This is a genomic window from Hyphomicrobium sp. (assembly GCF_047600905.1).
Lineage (GTDB): Bacteria > Pseudomonadota > Alphaproteobacteria > Rhizobiales > Hyphomicrobiaceae > Hyphomicrobium_B.
In genome coordinates, this window is sequence record NZ_JASGKD010000001.1 from 3613908 (window position 1) to 3630593 (window position 16686).

At 60.7% G+C, this 16686-nt stretch carries 17 protein-coding genes and 1 tRNA gene; 4 read left to right on the forward strand and 14 right to left on the reverse strand.

What is annotated here, in order from left to right:
- Positions 1–20: 20 nt before the first annotated feature.
- Both QM780_RS17305 and QM780_RS17310 read left to right on the forward strand, forming a co-directional pair.
- Positions 21–416 (forward strand): META domain-containing protein, encoded by a 396-nt coding sequence (locus QM780_RS17305; RefSeq protein ID WP_415071675.1) that lies wholly within the window; start codon positions 21–23, stop codon positions 414–416.
- 133 nt (positions 417–549) lie between these two features.
- Positions 550–1374, forward strand: coding sequence for an SDR family NAD(P)-dependent oxidoreductase (locus QM780_RS17310; RefSeq protein ID WP_415071676.1), 825 nt, complete (start codon positions 550–552; stop codon positions 1372–1374).
- Here the strand turns inward: QM780_RS17310 and QM780_RS17315 are convergent.
- From QM780_RS17315 to rplU, 11 genes are all read right to left on the reverse strand, one after another.
- Complete coding sequence (locus tag QM780_RS17315; protein WP_415071677.1) at positions 1353–1907, reverse strand: DNA-deoxyinosine glycosylase; 555 nt, start codon at positions 1905–1907, stop codon at positions 1353–1355. The two genes, QM780_RS17310 and QM780_RS17315, sit on opposite strands and share 22 nt — an antisense overlap.
- A gap of 4 nt (positions 1908–1911) precedes the next feature.
- Positions 1912–2394: a 23S rRNA (pseudouridine(1915)-N(3))-methyltransferase RlmH gene (gene rlmH, locus QM780_RS17320; protein ID WP_415071678.1), complete on the reverse strand. Its 483-nt coding sequence runs from the start codon at positions 2392–2394 to the stop codon at positions 1912–1914.
- Positions 2395–2459: 65 nt separating this feature from the next.
- Positions 2460–2921 (reverse strand): ribosome silencing factor, encoded by a 462-nt coding sequence (gene rsfS / locus QM780_RS17325; RefSeq protein WP_415071679.1) that lies wholly within the window; start codon positions 2919–2921, stop codon positions 2460–2462.
- A gap of 121 nt (positions 2922–3042) precedes the next feature.
- Positions 3043–3687, reverse strand: coding sequence for a nicotinate-nucleotide adenylyltransferase (locus QM780_RS17330; RefSeq protein WP_415071680.1), 645 nt, complete (start codon positions 3685–3687; stop codon positions 3043–3045).
- Between the two features lie 26 nt (positions 3688–3713).
- A complete protein-coding gene (locus QM780_RS17335) occupies positions 3714–5000 on the reverse strand; it encodes a glutamate-5-semialdehyde dehydrogenase (RefSeq protein ID WP_415071681.1) in 1287 nt (428 codons plus the stop codon).
- Positions 5001–5003: 3 nt separating this feature from the next.
- Positions 5004–6164, reverse strand: coding sequence for a glutamate 5-kinase (gene proB, locus QM780_RS17340; RefSeq protein WP_415071682.1), 1161 nt, complete (start codon positions 6162–6164; stop codon positions 5004–5006).
- Positions 6165–6308: 144 nt separating this feature from the next.
- The gene (locus QM780_RS17345) at positions 6309–7406 is read right to left on the reverse strand and encodes a calcium:proton antiporter (protein ID WP_415071683.1); all 1098 of its coding nucleotides are present in this window, start codon (positions 7404–7406) and stop codon (positions 6309–6311) included.
- A 240-nt stretch (positions 7407–7646) separates the two neighbouring features.
- Entirely contained in the window at positions 7647–8687 is a 1041-nt protein-coding gene (obgE, locus tag QM780_RS17350; RefSeq protein WP_415071684.1) for a GTPase ObgE, read from the reverse strand.
- Complete coding sequence (locus QM780_RS17355; RefSeq protein WP_415071685.1) at positions 8684–9205, reverse strand: GNAT family N-acetyltransferase; 522 nt, start codon at positions 9203–9205, stop codon at positions 8684–8686. The genes obgE and QM780_RS17355 overlap by 4 nt, the downstream gene beginning before the upstream one ends.
- Positions 9206–9320: 115 nt before the next feature.
- On the reverse strand, positions 9321–9593 hold the full coding sequence (rpmA, locus tag QM780_RS17360; RefSeq protein ID WP_415071686.1) for a 50S ribosomal protein L27: 273 nt from the start codon (positions 9591–9593) through the stop codon (positions 9321–9323).
- Positions 9594–9623: 30 nt separating this feature from the next.
- Positions 9624–9938 carry a 50S ribosomal protein L21 gene (rplU, locus tag QM780_RS17365; RefSeq protein ID WP_415071687.1) on the reverse strand — a complete coding sequence of 105 codons (315 nt, stop codon included), beginning with the start codon at positions 9936–9938 and terminating at the stop codon, positions 9624–9626.
- Positions 9939–10222: 284 nt separating this feature from the next.
- Between rplU and QM780_RS17370 the strand changes: the two genes are divergently transcribed.
- Complete coding sequence (locus tag QM780_RS17370) at positions 10223–11266, forward strand: hypothetical protein (protein WP_415071688.1); 1044 nt, start codon at positions 10223–10225, stop codon at positions 11264–11266.
- Between the two features lie 65 nt (positions 11267–11331).
- Positions 11332–11421: transfer RNA gene (locus QM780_RS17375), tRNA-Ser, on the forward strand.
- A 157-nt stretch (positions 11422–11578) separates the two neighbouring features.
- Here the strand turns inward: QM780_RS17375 and QM780_RS17380 are convergent.
- The 3 genes from QM780_RS17380 to QM780_RS17390 are packed head-to-tail and all read right to left on the reverse strand — an operon-like array spanning position 11579 to position 16436.
- Entirely contained in the window at positions 11579–12709 is a 1131-nt protein-coding gene (locus QM780_RS17380; protein ID WP_415071689.1) for an ABC transporter permease, read from the reverse strand.
- A gap of 2 nt (positions 12710–12711) precedes the next feature.
- Positions 12712–15456, reverse strand: coding sequence for a ribosome-associated ATPase/putative transporter RbbA (gene rbbA / locus QM780_RS17385; protein WP_415071690.1), 2745 nt, complete (start codon positions 15454–15456; stop codon positions 12712–12714).
- Positions 15453–16436 carry an HlyD family secretion protein gene (locus QM780_RS17390; RefSeq protein WP_415071691.1) on the reverse strand — a complete coding sequence of 328 codons (984 nt, stop codon included), beginning with the start codon at positions 16434–16436 and terminating at the stop codon, positions 15453–15455. The genes rbbA and QM780_RS17390 overlap by 4 nt, the downstream gene beginning before the upstream one ends.
- Positions 16437–16686 lie beyond the last annotated feature (250 nt).

The window sequence follows — 16686 nt, forward strand, 5'->3', positions numbered from 1 at the left end:
AATCAGGAACCAGGTGGCTCATGCGGAATCTGAAAGCGATCATCGCAAGCGTCGTCGTCGTCTTGGCGCCAACCATTTCCGTATTGGCGCAGGAAGACGGCGACGGACCGCTGACCGCGAGTTGGAATGCAGTCGAGCTAAACGGCAAACCCGTCGAGGGGCTGACACTCGACTACACGACCGACAAGGTTTCGGGCACCGGCGGCTGCAATCGTTTCAATGGCCCGATTTCGATCGAGGATGACGCCATCCAGATCGGACCGCTGGCTTCGACGCGGATGATGTGCGAAGGCAAATCCGATGTCGAGGCGCAGTATTTCGCAGCGCTCGAAGCGGCGCGGTCGTTCGTCATCCAGGATGACGTCCTGACGCTCAAGGCCGAAGACGGGCATGATCTGATAAAATTCAAAAAGTGAATTGCCGAGCGCCAAAATCGGGTGTTCATTTCGATATCCCGAACATTTCGAGCGTTCCGACGCCGTGGGGAAGACGAAGCGGTTTGGCCCGTGGTAAGGCAAGCTCCCGAATGGGCTCTATCGCTGGATATCCATGGCGCGAACGATTCTGATTACGGGATGCTCGTCCGGCATAGGCCTCGACGCCGCGAGGACCATGAGCGAACGAGGCTGGCGGGTGATCGCGACCGCGCGCAAGCCCGAGGATCTGGCGCGGCTCAAAAATTTCCTGAACGTCGAAGCACTCCCGCTGGAGTTGGCTGATCCGCAGTCGATCGCGACGTGCGCCATTCGCGCGCTTGAGATGACGCGGGGTAAGCTCGATGCGCTGTTCAACAATGCTGCTTTCGGTCAGCCGGGTGCGGTCGAAGATCTGACGCCCGCACTTTTGCGCGAACAACTTGAGGTCAATCTCGTCGGCACTCACGATCTGACGCGCCGCCTGATCCCGGCGATGCGGAAGAACGGCGCCGGGCGGATCGTCAATTGCTCGTCGGTTCTGGGAATGCTGGTGGCGCCTTATCGCGGTGCCTATTGCGCATCGAAATTCGCGCTTGAAGCGCTGACGACTTCGCTGCGTCTTGAACTCGAAGGTTCAGGTATTCACGTCTCGTTGATCGAGCCCGGACCGATCCGGTCGCGATTTGTCGAGCACTCTGTTGCCCGGCTTCTTGCGACGATCGATATCGACAACTCTCCGCACCGTTTCGTCTATCGGACGCGGCTCGAAGCGATGAAGGCCGGGGGGCAGATCACGTTCAAGCTCGAGCCGGAGGCAGTGACGAAACGGTTGATCCATGCGGTCGAGAGCAATCGTCCACGCCGGCACTATTACGTCACGACGCCGACCTATCTCGCTGCCGCCATGCGCAGGCTGCTGCCGCAGTTCGCGATTGATTATTTCGCGCGGCGGTTCTGAGGTTTTGGCGGCAGATAAGGCGCGAGCCGGTCGTGCCAAACCGCAAGCTTTTCCTCAAACGGTATGGTGTGGAGCGGGCTCGACGAGGGAAGATCGATTGCCGTCAGGCGATCGTTCGCAACGATGCCTGGCTTGATGACGTAGCGGCGAAAGAGATCGTGCGCCTTCTGGCCGTTGAACGCCACCGACGTTATGTCTGGATATTTCGAAAAGAATTTTCCAAAGGCGTTCGGGGTCGGATTGCGGATGGCGGCGTCCGAGCTTCCGATGCGTTCGGCACCTTCGAGCACATCCCAGAGTGCCCATCGGTTGCCTTGGAGAAGAGCGACGCGTCCGGCAAACGATGAGGGCATTCGTTTTCCGGCAAGAGCCGCGATCAACGGCCAGAAGTGATTGCGCGGATGTGCGTAGTATTGCTGGAGGCGAAGCGACTCTTCGCCCGGAAGCGTGCCCAATATGATGAGACGCGCGCCGTCGGGTACGAAGGGTGGGAAGCTGTATTTGATCGAGGGGGACGTCTTGGCGATCGCCATAGGTTCAAGCGCGATGATAGGGATGGCCCGACAGGATCGTCGCCGCTCGATATAGCTGCTCCGTCAATACAACGCGAGCAAGTCCGTGCGGAAGGGTCAGAGGACCAAGTGAGAGCTTGAGTTTGGCTGCACGTAAAGCGGCTTCGCCGTGGCCGTCCGGTCCGCCGATCAGAAAGACGCAGCTTTTGGCTCCCCCGTCACGCGTGTCGCGAAGGAAAGCGGCGAAGGCCTCGCTGGTCAAAGATGCGCCAGTGGGTTCCAGCGCGACGGCAAGGTCGCCGAAACCGACGTCCTTCAATAGCCTCGTGGCTTCCTCGCGTTTGCGCTCGGCGACATCGGCAGCGCGGCTTTCGGGATATTCGCGGATGTCGAGCGGGCCGAGGCCCAGCGATTTGCCGGCGCCGTTCATGCGCTTCGCATAACGCTCGACGATTGCGCGTTCCTCGGCGTCTTTCAGCTTGCCGATCGCGGAGATGGCGATGCGCATCAGAAGACTGCTCCGCGGCCGAAGACCTCAGCCGCGCATCAATGAACCTTACGTCGCGATCTGCCTCAGTGCTGCGAGCTATCGCCGCGCGAGGCATCTGGCGGGATCTCCGCCTGCCACATTTTTTCGAGGTTGTAGAATTCACGAACCTCGGGCCGGAAGACGTGGACGATCACATCGCCCGTGTCGATCAGCACCCAATCGCAGGCGTTCAAGCCTTCGACGCGAACGCGAGCCTCGCCGCGCGCTTTCAGCTTTTCGCGCAGTTGCTCGGCAATGGCGCCGACGTGGCGATCGTTGCGGCCGGAAGCCACAATCATAAAGTCGCCAAGGGCGGATTTGCCTTCGAGGGGGATGGTTACGATCTCTTCTGCTTTCGCATCGTCGAGCCAACGGACGATGTCATTGAGCAGAGCTGCCGTCTCGGGCGCCTTGGCGGCGGACGGGGCAATTGAGGAGCTCTTGCGAGCGGCCTCGGTTGTGGGTCGGATCAAGCGGCGAGCGTCCTTTGCTGGTTTGTCCCGCATGTCACTCAGGGTCCGGACCATCCGGACGACGCAGATATTAAAGGGCGTCGGGCCGAGCCGCAATTGGAAATGCGCCACAGGCCGTCTTGGAACTGTCATAAATATCAAATGTTTATGAGTTTTACCCGGGCAAGGCGGGTGCTGCACCGCGTAAAGCGGTGGACGAAAGGCCCGACAGACGGATGGTTAGCAGCACCCAGGCAGGGGGTTTTTGATCGGCAAGCGAGGCAGCCTCGGACTCGGGGAGGCGGTAGCGGCTGAGGGCATGCGCGGCGGGGGACGCCAAACCCGCGTGGCGCCAGCCGGGGCGGTCGACGACGGCGATCGGCATCGTTTTCGCGATCTCGCGCCAGTGCTGCCAGCGGTCAAAGGTGGCCAGATTGTCGGCACCCATGATCCAGACGAACCGGACGGCGGGATAGCGGCGCTTGAGGAAGGCCAGGGTTCCGGCGGTGTAGCGCGTCCCAAGCTCGCGCTCGAAGCCGGTGATCTTCATTCTCGGGCCGCGCGCGAACGGGCTGACGAGTTTCATGCGATGATCGAGCGGCGTCAGGCCGTCGCGGGATTTCAGCGGATTGCCCGGCGTGATGAGCCACCAGATCTGATCGAGGTGTAGGCGCTTCAGGGCCGCTTCGGCCGCAATGCGATGGCCGTCATGGGGCGGATTGAATGTGCCGCCCATGACGCCGATGCGCTGCCCGGGAAGGCAGGTAGGTGTGGCGACGCGAAGGGAGCCAAAACTTTGCAGCGGAATTTTTCGCGTCAACTCAGACGTGCCTCATCCCGCGTGCATCACTTCGGCCGGATCTGGCCGGTGCCTCGCACCTTGTACTTGAAGCTTGTCAATTGCTCGACGCCGACCGGGCCGCGCGCATGCATCTTGCCGGTCGCGATGCCGATTTCGCCGCCGAAACCGAATTCGCCGCCGTCGGCGAACTGGGTCGAGGCGTTGACGAGCACGATGGCGGAGTCGACCTCGTTCAAAAACTTGTCGGCGGCCGCTTCGTCTTCGGTGATGATGGCGTCGGTATGCTGCGAGCCATATCGGGCGATGTGCTCGATGGCGCCATCGACGCCGTCGACCAGTTTCATCGCGATGATCGCGTCTAAAAATTCCTTGCCGAAATCATCGGGCGTTGCAGCCTTGACGCGCGAGTCCGCCTTTTGAATCTCGGGTTCGCCGCGCACTTCGCAGCCGGCTTCGAGCAAGGCTTTGACCAGCGGTGTGATGATGTCCGTCTTGGCATTCTTGTCGATCAGCAGGCACTCGGTCGCGCCGCAGACGCCGATGCGGCGCATCTTGGCGTTGACGACGAGGGGCACCGCAATCTCCATGTTGGCGGCTTTATCGACGTAGGTGTGGCAGATGCCTTCGAGGTGCGCGAAGACGGGGACGCGGGCCTCGGTCTGCACGCGTTCGACCAGGCTTTTTCCGCCACGGGGAACGATGACGTCGATGGCACCGTCGAGGCCGCGCAACATGGCGCCGACGGCTTCACGGTCGGTCGTGGGAACAAGCTGAATAGCAGCTTCGGGTAGCCCGGCCGCGCGCAGTCCCTCGACGAGGCAGGCGTGGATCGCGACGCTCGAATGGTGGCTCTCGGAACCGCCGCGTAGGATCGCGGCATTGCCGGCCTTGAGCGACAAGGCGCCGGCGTCGGCGGTGACGTTGGGGCGGCTCTCGTAAATGATGCCGATGGTTCCGAGCGGAACGCGTACGCGCTGGAACCTCAGGCCGTTGGGCCGCGTCCATTCGGCGAGAACGGTGCCGATCGGATCGGGCAGCGCGGCGATTTCCTCAAGGCCCTTTGCGACGCCTTCGATGCGTTTCTGATCGAGCATAAGGCGATCGACGAAGGCGGCAGGGCGGCCGGCGGCCTTCGCGGCTTCAAGATCCTTGGTGTTGGCTTCGAGAATTTTGGGTGTCGCGGCGCGCAAAGCTTTTGCGGCGGCATTCAGCGCCCTGTTCTTTTCGTCCGGTGTCGCGATGCCGAGGCGGCGGCTCGCGGCCTTCGCGGCTTCGCCAATACCGCGCATCAGGGCGGCGGTTTCGTTTTCAATGCGCTCGGGTCTGTTCATCGGTCACGTCCTCGTCAGCGCCATGTCGTCCCGGTGAATAAGGGTATCGCGACCCTCATATCCAAGTATCGCGGCAATCTCACTCGACCGCTTGCCCATAATACGGCGCGCGTCGGCGGCCGTATAGGCGACGAGGCCACGGCCCAGTTCGCGGCCGTCGGCAGACCTAATGATAACGGCATCGCCGCGGTCGAACGAACCGTCGATGCGGGTGACGCCAGCGGGCAGCAGGCTTTTGCCCGTCAAAAGGGCTTTCTCGGCACCTGCGTCCAGGAAGATTTGGCCGTTCGGTACCAGCTGGCCCGAAATCCAGCGTTTTCTGGCTGTCACGGGATCGGATTTGGCAATGAACCAAGTGACGCGCGCGCCTTCGGAGATGGCCCGCAGCGGGTGATAGACCTTGCCGGTGGTGATCACCATGTTCGTTCCGGCTGAGAGCGCGATCTGACCGGCGGTGATCTTGGTTTTCATGCCGCCTTTCGACAGCTCGGTTCCGGCGTCGCCGGCCATCGCTTCGATCTCGGGCGTGATCTCGGTGACGATCGGAATGTGCTTGGCGTCGGGGTTTTCGTTCGGCGGCGCGGTGTAAAGACCGTCGATGTCCGACAGCAGCACGAGGCAATCGGCCGAGACCATCGAGGCGACGCGCGCTGATAGCCGGTCGTTGTCGCCGTATCGGATTTCGGTGGTCGCAACCGTATCGTTTTCGTTCACGACCGGGATGGTCTTGAGGCTCAAGAGCACTTCGATGGTGTTGCGAGCGTTGAGATAGCGGCGGCGCTCTTCGGTATCGCCGAGTGTCAGCAGAATTTGCGCGGCGGTGAGGCCACGGGCGGCGGCGAGTTCCTGATAGGCGTGCGCGAGGCTGATCTGGCCGACGGCGGCGGCGGCCTGGCTCTGCTCGAGCTCCAGCGGTCCTTTCGGCAATTTCAGCGTATGGCGCCCGAGTGCGATCGAGCCGGACGAAACAATGATGACTTCCTTGCCGGCGCGAGAGAGGGCGGCGACGTCGTCCATCAACGAATTCAGCCATGCGGACTTCAAGCCGCCGGTTTCGCGATCGGTCAGAAGGGCCGAGCCGATCTTGACGACGATGCGCTGCGCATCGGCCCATTCGGGACGGACATTCAGCGTCGTGGCATCAACTGCGGGCGTGGCGGCCATGGCGGCGGATCTCGGCGTTCAAGAAGTAGGCTTGGCGTGCCTTATCTGCAAATGTCGGCCCTCGGGCAAGGGGAACACTCGCATATCGGCAATGCCGGGCGGAATTTTACCTTATCGGAGTCAAAAACGTCGCTGGACGCCCCTTTACGGGACGAAAGCCAGGAACAGAAATGTTCCGAAGATCACCAGATGCAGGAAGCCGAACAGCACGTTGGTGCGGCCGGTTCCGAATGTCAGGATGCTGGCGGCGAGCGTCATGACGACGAGCACAATGTCGCCCGGCTCAAGGCCGAGGACGAGAGGGGTATGAAGGAAAAGATTGGCAGCGGCCATGGCTGGGACGGTCAGACCGATGGTCGCGAGGGATGAACCGAGCGCGAGGTTCAAGCTTTTTTGCAGCTCGTTCTTCTGTGCGGACCTTACCGCCGCGATCGATTCCGGCATCAGAACGATCAGAGCGATGATGACGCCGCTGATGCTCGACGGCGCTTCGAGCCGAGATACGCCGATGTTGATGACGACGGCGATGAGTTTGGCCAACAGGACGACGGCGGCCAATGCAACACAGAGAAGGAAGGCCGAAAGGACGAGCTTCTTGTCGTCGGCGGGGTCGTGCTTGGTCTCGGTGCGCTCGCCCACGAAGTAATCGCGATGGAGCACGGTCTGAGTATAGAGAAAGACCAGATAGAGCGCGATGGTGACGATACTGATGAACATCAGCTGGCTCTCGGAGTAGAACTGGCCCGGCGCGGTCGTGGTGTAGTTGGGCAGAACGACGGTGAGCGTCGAGAGAACGATCAACATCGCGAGATAGATTTTCGCCGAGGTGACGTCGAAGCTTTGCTCGCGGTAACGCAGGCCGCCGACGACGATGCACAATCCGACCAGGCCCGTGGTGACGATCATGATGACGGCAAAGACCGTCTCACGGACAAGCGTCGGCGCGGCCTTGCCGGTCAGAGTCAGCGAAATGATGAGGGCAAGCTCGATGATCGTCACGGCGATGGTCAAGACGAGCGTGCCGACCGGTTCACCCATGATGTGGGCGACCTCTTCGGCGTGGTAGACGGCGGCGAAGACCGTGCCGATCAGAAGCGGTATCAGCAGAGCGGTGATCAGGATGCCCGTTGCGTGCGAGGCAAAATCATCGTCGTAGCCCGTCATGGTCGAGACAACGAACAGGAGCAGGCCGAGCACAGGCACGGTCCACGTCCAGACCGGTGTGCGCGCGGAATGGGTCATCTTGAAACTTCCTGATCATGTTAGGGGAGACGTGTTCTCTGATGTCGCCATTGTGAGCGAGTTGGCGACAGGGGGCAAGGCGATCGTTCGCATCTTGGCGGCTGTGTAATAGCCCGTGCGTTGTGTGACGCCCCGGGCTCGCCGGAGGCTCTATTCGTCAACGCGTGATCTGCGCGATGGATCCGCGGCCTAAAGCCGGGATGACACGGGGGTTATTTGGGTCCGGTCGATTATGACGATTTAGGGCTGCCAGGGGCCGGTTGAGCCGGAGTCCTGGTCTTCGTCGGCGTCGTTGGCGCGGGCGATCTCGCGAGCGAGCGCGTAGAGGGCCTCTTTCACGCCTTGACCCGAGACGGCGGAGAGCACGAGGGGTGTTTTCCTCGCAGCCTTTTTCAGAAGATCGCGGCGTTCGGCGAGCGTTGCTTCATCGAGGGCGTCGGATTTGGAAAGGGCGACGATTTCCTTTTTCTTGTCAATGCCGCTGCCGTAGGCTTTCAGCTCGCGGCGAATGGTCTTGTAGTCGGCGGCGACGTCCTCGGACGTCGCGTCGACGAGATGCAGCAGAACGCGGCAGCGCTCGACGTGGCTCAGAAAGCGATCGCCGAGGCCGGCGCCGTCGTGAGCGCCTTCGATCAAGCCTGGAATGTCGGCAAGAACGAAGTCGGTATCGCCGGCGCGAACGACCCCGAGGTTCGGGTGGAGCGTCGTGAACGGGTAATCGGCAATCTTGGGCTTGGCCGCAGAGACCGCTGCGAGAAACGTCGATTTTCCGGCGTTCGGCAAGCCAACGAGTCCGGCATCGGCAATGAGCTTGAGCTTCAGCCAGATCGTCAGTTCTTCGCCGGGCTGGCCCGGATTGGCGTGGCGCGGGGCCTGGTTCGTTGCGCTCTTGAAATGCGCGTTGCCGAAGCCGCCGTTACCACCCTTGGCAAGCCTGACGCGGTCACCCGGCGTGGTCAAATCAGCGAGGAGCGTTTCGCCGTCTTCGGCGAAAACCTCCGTGCCCGGGGGAACCTTGATGATCATGTCGTCGCCGTTGGGCCCGGCGCGGTTCTGGCCCATGCCCGGGGTGCCGTTCTTGGCGAAGAAATGCTGCTGATAGCGATAGTCAATCAGCGTGTTGAGGTTTTGGACGCACTCAACCCAGACGTCGCCGCCCTTGCCGCCGTCGCCGCCGTTCGGTCCACCGAACTCGATGAACTTCTCGCGCCGAAAGGCGATGCAGCCGTTTCCGCCGGCGCCCGACCTTATGTAGATTTTCGCCTGGTCGAGAAATTTCATGACGCGATCGCCCGTATGGCCATGGTCCAAGGACGCCGGCGCTCGTACGTCAAGGCGGGCAGATCGCACTGGCGAGCTTCGCACCACCCCGTGGACGTGCCGGTCGGCTTGAAGCCGAGCTTGTGAATGACGCGCGCGGAGGCGTCGTTGCCGATCAGATGTTTACAGATGAATCGGCGGACGCCCAATTTCGAAAAACCGTAGGTCATGACGGCGCGCGCGGCTTCGGTCGCGTAGCCCTTGCCCCAATAGGGTTTACCGATCCAATAGCCGAGCTCGGCATCGCCGTCGTCGTCGAGCATGAAACCGCAGATGCCGATCAATGCGCCGTCGAGGTCAATTCCAAATACTTCTTCCTTCTCGGCGAGGCCGTCGACCCAATGATGGGCTTCTCCTTCGGAATAAGGATAGGGAATGCGACCGGTCATGCTGGCGACATCCCAGTCACCCGCCAGCGCAGCGATGCGTGCGGCATCGCCGTGGATGACAGTCCGGAGGGTGAGGCGGGCGGTCTTCATCGTGTCCCTGATGGTGCAATACGGGCAGGATATGAGTGGGGTTATCAAAAGGCAAAAAGGGGACGGCAAAGCCATCCCCGTATCGCTTACAACCTGACGTCCGGTGCGGCGGGATTTATTCCGCTGCGACCGGCTTGGCGGGCTTCACCGAGATATAGGTTCGGCCGTTGCGCTTGGTTGCGAATTCAACGGTGCCTTCTTCGACGGCGAAGATCGTGTGGTCGGTGCCCATTCCGACACCGCTGCCGGGGTGCCACTGCGTGCCGCGCTGGCGGCAGAGAATGTTGCCCGGAATGACGTATTCGCCGCCGTAGCGTTTGATGCCAAGGCGTTTGCTTTCTGAATCGCGGCCGTTACGTGTCGAACCGCCTGCTTTCTTTTGTGCCATTTCAAATTCCTCGAATGGAGCGGCGGTTCGTTATGCGCCGGCGATGTCGGTGATGCGCACGACAGAAAGGTCCTGACGGTGGCCCTTCTTGCGGCGAGAATTCTTGCGGCGGCGCTTCTTAAAAGCGATGAGCTTCGGACCGCGCGATTGTTCGACGAGTTCGGCGACAACCTTGGCGCCCGATACGAACGGCGCGCCGATCGTGACGTCGGCGCCGGAGCCGACCATCAAGACTTCGCCGAATTCGATCTTGGCGCCGGCATCACCTGGCACCCGCTCAATCGTGACGACGTCGTCCTTGGAAACGCGGTATTGCTTGCCGCCTGTCTTGATGACAGCGTACATGGCTATTGTCCTTTCGGCCTTTCAGGCCTGTTACCGCGCCCTGTGGCGTCACCGGAAAACGGTGATCTTTCAAATGGTTGCTGGGCAGAGCCAGCACGAGCCTCGGGCAGCGCATTCGTCGCGGGCAGTTTTTCCTGTCCACGGGTGGCGGGCTTTATTGTCGATAAGAGGCCTAATGTCAATTGCGATACGGCGTCCGGGCCAAGCAATTTCATGGCGATGGACTCTCGCAATCGGGGCTGCGCGCCGCCACCTGTGAGCATGGTTATCGGAAATCAGGTGTCATGATGGCGATACATGCTTCGGCCCGACGTATAAAGCCGCGCGATGCGGTTCTGCCGACCATTCCGGTGATCGGCACCGGGCCGGATTTTCCGGTCGCGTCGCTCAGGTCGTGCGGCGAGAAAACCCATGCGCTCCTGGACGTGGCGACGCGGCGCTATCCGAAGAGCCTTCTCAAAAGCCTCGATAGGGTTTCCCGGGTATGGCTCGCCCGGTCGGATAACGGCCATCTCCGCGAGATCGACACCATCGCCGAAGAGCTCGGGCGGCCGGGCGCCTACTTCTTTTCGATCAACTACGAGTGGGGCTGCACGTGCCGGGCGGCGCCTTCGCCGGAGACCAACTCGGCGAGGCTCATTCGCGTGCTCGACTGGCAGACGCCGGGACTGGGGGGCAATCTCGTCTGCGCAAAGGTCGAGGGTGCGCCGGCTGGGCCATTCGCCGTGCTGACATGGCCGGGCTATACCGGCGTCTTGCAGGTGATGGCGCCGGGACGGTTCTCGGCAGCGCTCAACCAAGCGCCGATGCGCGATCCGACGGGACTTTTTTATGTCGATTGGGCCGCAAACCGTCATCGCGTGTGGAAAATGCCGTTTCCGACGCCGGCGCATCTTCTACGGCGCGTCGCGGAAGAGGCCAAGATTTTCGACGAGGCGTGTCGTCTCCTGAGCGATGCTTTGATTTCGACGCCCGGAATTTTCACGATCGCCGGAGTTGCACCGGAGGAGACTGCGGTCATCGAGCGGACGGAGCACGATGCGCGTATCCGGCGAGGGGACGGTGCCGTCGCGGCGAATCATTGGGGAGAAGCCGGCTGGCGCGGGCAAGCGCGGGGCGACAGCAGTTTCGAGCGCGCGCAAACCATGCAGGCCACGGCGCCGAGTTTCGATGCGGACTTTGCGTGGCTCGCGCCCCCCGTGCTCAACGACAAGACGCGTCTTGCCATGATTGCTGATGCCAAGTTGGGCCGACTTGTTGCGCGCGGCTATGAGGCGGACGGGGCGGCGACCCAGTCTCTCGATTTCGAATGGCATGCGTCCGTCTGAGCCGCTTGCGTCCGGGGCCGAGCGAAGCTACAAGCCCCACTTCGCCGACAGGCGCCACGGCACCAGGAGAGGTGGCAGAGTGGTCGATCGCGCCGCACTCGAAATGCGGAGTACTCGCAAGGGTACCGGGGGTTCGAATCCCTCCCTCTCCGCCATAAGTTTTTGAAATATATCTACAATTTTAGACGTTGAGATAGCGCGCCGGCTTTGGCTGTGGCCGCCATGGGCGGAGCTGCGCGATGGTTGTTTGCTGGTTCGCGGTGGCCGTAGCTTTCAACTCGGCGGAGAAAGCGAAAGCAGCCGTTGCCGCGGCTAAGTCACCGCCTGGGATACGGACGTCCGGAAGCGGGTCAACGCAACGACAAAGAGTAATCCTCCGACGGTGGCGATCAGCAGCAAATTTGGCCAGATGATCGACAGTCCGGCGCCACGGAAAAGAATGGCCTGGGCGACTTTCACGAAGTGCGTCGAAGGCACCGTTTCCATCACCAATTGCAGTTGCCTCGGCATGCTTTCGAGCGGGGTATATCCGCCCGACAGCAGGATCATCGGCAACACGACAAGAATGAAGAGCAGGCCGAATTGCGGCATCGAGGTCGCGACGGTGCCGAGAAGCAAGCCGATGGCTGTCGCGAAAAATAGATAGAGCATCATGCTGAGCATGAACAATGCGAACGATCCGGCCAGCGGCAGTCCGATCAGACCGTGGACGACGAGCAGGAGCGACAGCCCGGCCGCGACCATGATGACGAGACCGTTGGCGGCAACCTTCGCCATGGCAATTTCAAACGGTGTCAGCGGCAAGACGAGCAGATGATCGAGCGTGCCATGTTCGCGTTCGCGGATGACGGCGGCGCCCGACAGCACGATTGCGAGCATCGTCACGATGTTGATGAGCCAGGCGACGCCCATGAACCACGATGATTCAAGATTGTCGTTGAACGCGATGCGCAAGCTCAGACTGACCGGGAGCGTGGTCGTGGCATCTGTGCCATAGAAGAACCTGTTCGCCTCGTTCGTTACGATCTGCTCGATGTAATTGGCGCCTATTCCGGCTTGAAGAATTGCCGTCGCATCGATGTTCACCTGGATCGCCGGAGCGCGGCCCGCTGCGACGTCGGCTTGAAAATTGGGTGGGATATCGAGGACAAAGGTGCTCTGCCCACTGTTCATGCGTTGGTCGAGATCCTTGAGGCCGATCTGCTCCGGCGTTTTGAAGTGCGGCGGCAGGAACGCGTGTGCGATATCGTCGGACAGTCGAGAATGATCTTCATCGACAATCGCGATCGAGGCGTTGCGCAACTCATACGACATTCCCGTCGCCAAACTGTAGATGGCGACCGAGAACGCGAAGATGATCAGGCCGACGAGCACGGGATCGCGGCTCAGGCAGCGCAATTCCTTGATGCTGAGATTCCAGATGTTAAAGGCCTGGCGCTTCATGATCACCGGTCTTGCTTGGGAAGGAAGAACAGGCTGAGGCCCGTCAATAACGGAATGAACAACGCCAGTTTCACGAGGTATCCCGAGAGATCGAGAAGTCCCAGTCCCTTTGTAAAAGCACCGATGCAGATCTTGAGAAAATAGGTCATCGGAAATCCGTAGCCGATGGCGGCGGCGACGCCCGTGAGCGAGGAAACGGGCACGATCACGCCGGAGAACTGGAGCGCAGGCATCACGGTCAGAATGGCGGTTCCAAAAAGTGCTGCGACTTGTGTCGTGGCGAATGCCGAGATCAAAAGTCCGAATCCGGTCGTGACGAACGCATAGATGATCGCCCCCAGCGTCAACGCCAGCAGGCTTCCCTTAATCGGGACCTGGAATACAAAGAGGCCGAGAGCGACCATCGAGATGTAGTTCACCATCGCGAGGCCGACATAAGGCAGCTGCTTGCCAATGAGAAACTCAAAACGCGTGACCGGGGTGACGTAGAGATTCACGATCGAGCCGAGTTCCTTCTCGCGCACGATGCTCAATGCCATCAGGGTCGCGGGGATGAACAGCAACAGCAATCCAATCACCGTCGGCACCATGGCGTAAATGCTCTTGAAATCTTGATTGTAGCGATCGCGAATGGCGAGATCGACAGGCTGCCAGATGACGTCGGAGCCGGCCTCACGCAATTTGAGGTGCTTGAGGTAGGTTTCGTGGACGCCTGAGAGATAGCCCTCGACCGTTTCGGCGCGGAAGGGCATGGCCCCATCGATCCATGCCGAAACCTCGGCCGAAATGCCCTTTTTCACGCTGCGGCCGAAGTTCGGCGGAATTTCAATAGCGAAGGAAAGCTTTCCGCTCTTCAGCGCCTGATCGAGGTCGGCATCGTCGGTGAGTGGCTGGCGCTGCTGGAAATATCGGGTGTCTGCGAATTCCTCGATGTAGTTGCGGCTTTCCGGTGTCTGATCACGATCTAGGACTGCGAACGTCAGGTGCTCGACATCGAGCGTGATGCCGTAGCCGAATACGAGCATGAGAAGAACGGTGCCGAAAAAGGATGTCGCCAGCCGAATCGGGTCGCGAATGATCTCCAGCACCTCGCAACGGGCATAAGCATAAAGGCGCCTGGTGTTCAGCCAGCGATCTGCGATCGGTTGCTGCTTCGACAGGGCGGGCTCGGCGATGAGTTGGCTTGATTGGGGCAGAGTTGTCGTTTGTGGTGCTGCGTCTTCGAGATAGGAAATGAACGCTTCTTCGAGTGTTGCCGTGCCGCGTTTCTTTGCAAGTTCAGCCGGCGCTGCCGTCGCAAGAATCCGGCCGGCGTGCATGAGGGCGATCCGGTCGCATCGGGCCGCTTCGTTCATGAAATGCGTCGAGATGAAGATCGTGACGTTTTCTTTGCGCGAAAGCTCGACGAGCAGCGACCAGAATTCGTCGCGGGCAATCGGGTCGACGCCGGAGGTCGGTTCGTCGAGGATCAACATTTCGGGCTGGTGAACGACGGCAACCGCGAGTGAAAGGCGCTGGCGAATTCCGAGCGGCAGCCGATCCGAGCGATCGTTGAGATGAGAAGCAAGATGGAAACTGCGCACCAGGGTATCGATGCGCGTTTTCGCGAGTTCATCCGGCAACTGGAAGATGCGCGCGTGGAGTTCGAGGTTTTGAAGGACCGTCAATTCGCCGTAGAGCGAAAAGGATTGCGACATATATCCGACCCGCCGCCGCGACTCGATGTCGGTGGCGTCCACCGGGCGTCCGAATAGAAAAGCTTCGCCTTCCGTTGCAGGAAGGAGCCCGCTCAACATCTTCATCGTCGTGGTCTTGCCGCAGCCGTTCGAGCCGACAAAGCCGAAGATCTCCCCCTGTCGGATCGAGAGGTCGATGTGATCGACGGCGACAAAATTGCCGAAACGCTGCGTCAGTCCGCGCGCCTCAATGGCCGGTGGTCCGGGTTGGCTCTGGCGGGGTGGAATTTCGATGGCATGATAATCTTTTCGAATATCCTCGGGCAGAAGGGCAATGAACGAGGCCTCGAGCGTCGGCGCATGCCCCCGGGCTTTCAGCTCAATCGCGATCCCTGTCGCGAGAATACGTCCGGCATTCATGGCGACCAGCGAGTCGAATTGCTCGGCTTCCTCCATGTAGGCTGTGGCAACCAGGACGCTCATCCCGGGGCGCTGCGCGCGCATGGCGCCGATCAGCTCCCAGAATTGACGTCGCGACAACGGGTCGACACCGGTCGTCGGCTCGTCGAGAATGAGCAACTGCGGATCGTGAATGAGAGCACAGCAGAGGCCAAGCTTCTGCTTCATGCCGCCGGACAAATTGCGCGCCCGGCGTTCGCGGAACGGTGCCAGTCCGGTTGCCTGCAACAGGCCGTCAATACGTGCAGCGCGCTCGGCCGGGGACTGACTGAAGAGACGGCCGAAAAAGTCGATGTTCTCAGCGACGCTCAGTTCGGCATAGAGGTTGCTGCCCAAGCCTTGCGGCATATAGGCGACGCGTGGGCAGATGTTACTGCGGTGCGTGGCGTCCGCCATGCTGCCGCCGAGCACGTCAAGCCTGCCCGACTGCAATTTTCGGACGCCCGCGATCAATCCGAGCAAGGAGGATTTGCCGACGCCGTCCGGGCCGATGATCCCCACGATCTTGCCCGAAGGAATGTCGAGCGAGATATGATCGAGTGCCGTCGTGGCACCGTACCGATGGGTGACGTCAACGATCTGCGCGACGAGCGCCGGCCGTTCGCCGCTCATTTTGGAATATTCGGCTGAAGATAGGCGGGCCAAGCGCTGTTGGGATCGATGCGCACATAAGCGACGCCCGGAAGGCCTGTCCGGATATCGGCGATATGACGGGCAAGAAGCTCAGGATCGATCCGCACCTTGACGCGAAACATCAGCTTATCCCGCTCGGATTTCGTCTCCACCATCTTGGGAGTGAATTGCGATTTCGGGGACACGAAGCTGACGGAGGCGGGAATGACGAGATTTGGCAGCGCATCGACGATAATGCGTGCTTCGCTGCCGAGCTTTATCTTGCCGACGTCCTCGGTCGGCAGGAAGACGGTCATGTAAACGTTCGACAGATCCAGCAGGGTAAAAATCTTCGTGCCTGCGCCGACGACCTCTCCGGTGTTTACGAGCTTATACTGCACCCTTGCATCGCGCGGCGCGGTCAGAGTGCCGTCGGCTACAACGATCTTGTAATAGGCGACGTCATGCTGAGTTGCGGCGATTGCTGCTTCGGCTTCTCCGATCCGCGCATTTGCGGCGATAAGGGCCGCGTCCGCGGCGTTCAATGTCTGTTGGCGCTGGTCGAGCAATTCGTGCGTCGCGAAACCCTTCCCCACCAACGATTGAGTACGCTCCAACTCCTGCTCAGCCAGTTTGTGTTCGGTTTGCCGCTGTATCAAGGCGGCCTTGGCTTCCTCGAGCGCTTGCTCGGCGATCATCATTTGCGCTTGAGATTTTTGCAGCGTCGCTTCGGTGTCGCGCGTGTCCATGCGGGCGACGATCTGCCCGGCTTTCACGAGATCGCCTTCGTCAACAAGAAGGGTTTGGACGCGCCCAGAATACTTGGGCGTGATGTCGATGTCGTCGGCTTCGATGCGGCCGTTTCCGGATAAAAATCCGGCCGGCAACGCGGAGTAATAATATTTCCACCAATACCAACCTGCTCCGGCCGCGACGATAAGGACGGCGGCGATGGCGATGAGCGGGAGCCGAGACTTCAATTTTGCAGCGAAAGGGACAGGAAGATTCTCGGATTTTTTTGAAGGGGGAGGAGGGGTCTGCTGTTCCAGTGGGACGAGATTTCCTGCAGCCGTTGTCCGATTGCTATTATCGTCGTGCATCGTGGTCGTTGGTCTCCTAGCAATCATTCGGCTTGTTTAGATTCCAGCCACCCTTTCCTCATGGCGGGTAAGCCAAATCTAGCAGGAGTGCAGTTCAGGAATTTGATCTGTATCAGTTATCGGCCGTGGC

Bases quoted from the DNA above. Each gene is read 5' to 3' on its own strand.
- QM780_RS17305 (WP_415071675.1), top strand. From the start codon at position 21: ATGCGGAATCTGAAAGCGATCATCGCAAGCGTCGTCGTCGTCTTGGCG.
- QM780_RS17310 (WP_415071676.1), top strand. From the start codon at position 550: ATGGCGCGAACGATTCTGATTACGGGATGCTCGTCCGGCATAGGCCTC.
- QM780_RS17315 (WP_415071677.1), bottom strand. From the start codon at position 1,907: ATGGCGATCGCCAAGACGTCCCCCTCGATCAAATACAGCTTCCCACCC.
- rlmH (WP_415071678.1), bottom strand. From the start codon at position 2,394: ATGCGCATCGCCATCTCCGCGATCGGCAAGCTGAAAGACGCCGAGGAA.
- rsfS (WP_415071679.1), bottom strand. From the start codon at position 2,921: ATGCGGGACAAACCAGCAAAGGACGCTCGCCGCTTGATCCGACCCACA.
- QM780_RS17335 (WP_415071681.1), bottom strand. From the start codon at position 5,000: ATGAACAGACCCGAGCGCATTGAAAACGAAACCGCCGCCCTGATGCGC.
- proB (WP_415071682.1), bottom strand. From the start codon at position 6,164: ATGGCCGCCACGCCCGCAGTTGATGCCACGACGCTGAATGTCCGTCCC.
- QM780_RS17345 (WP_415071683.1), bottom strand. From the start codon at position 7,406: ATGACCCATTCCGCGCGCACACCGGTCTGGACGTGGACCGTGCCTGTG.
- obgE (WP_415071684.1), bottom strand. From the start codon at position 8,687: ATGAAATTTCTCGACCAGGCGAAAATCTACATAAGGTCGGGCGCCGGC.
- QM780_RS17355 (WP_415071685.1), bottom strand. From the start codon at position 9,205: ATGAAGACCGCCCGCCTCACCCTCCGGACTGTCATCCACGGCGATGCC.
- rpmA (WP_415071686.1), bottom strand. From the start codon at position 9,593: ATGGCACAAAAGAAAGCAGGCGGTTCGACACGTAACGGCCGCGATTCA.
- rplU (WP_415071687.1), bottom strand. From the start codon at position 9,938: ATGTACGCTGTCATCAAGACAGGCGGCAAGCAATACCGCGTTTCCAAG.
- QM780_RS17370 (WP_415071688.1), top strand. From the start codon at position 10,223: ATGATGGCGATACATGCTTCGGCCCGACGTATAAAGCCGCGCGATGCG.
- QM780_RS17380 (WP_415071689.1), bottom strand. From the start codon at position 12,709: ATGAAGCGCCAGGCCTTTAACATCTGGAATCTCAGCATCAAGGAATTG.
- rbbA (WP_415071690.1), bottom strand. From the start codon at position 15,456: ATGAGCGGCGAACGGCCGGCGCTCGTCGCGCAGATCGTTGACGTCACC.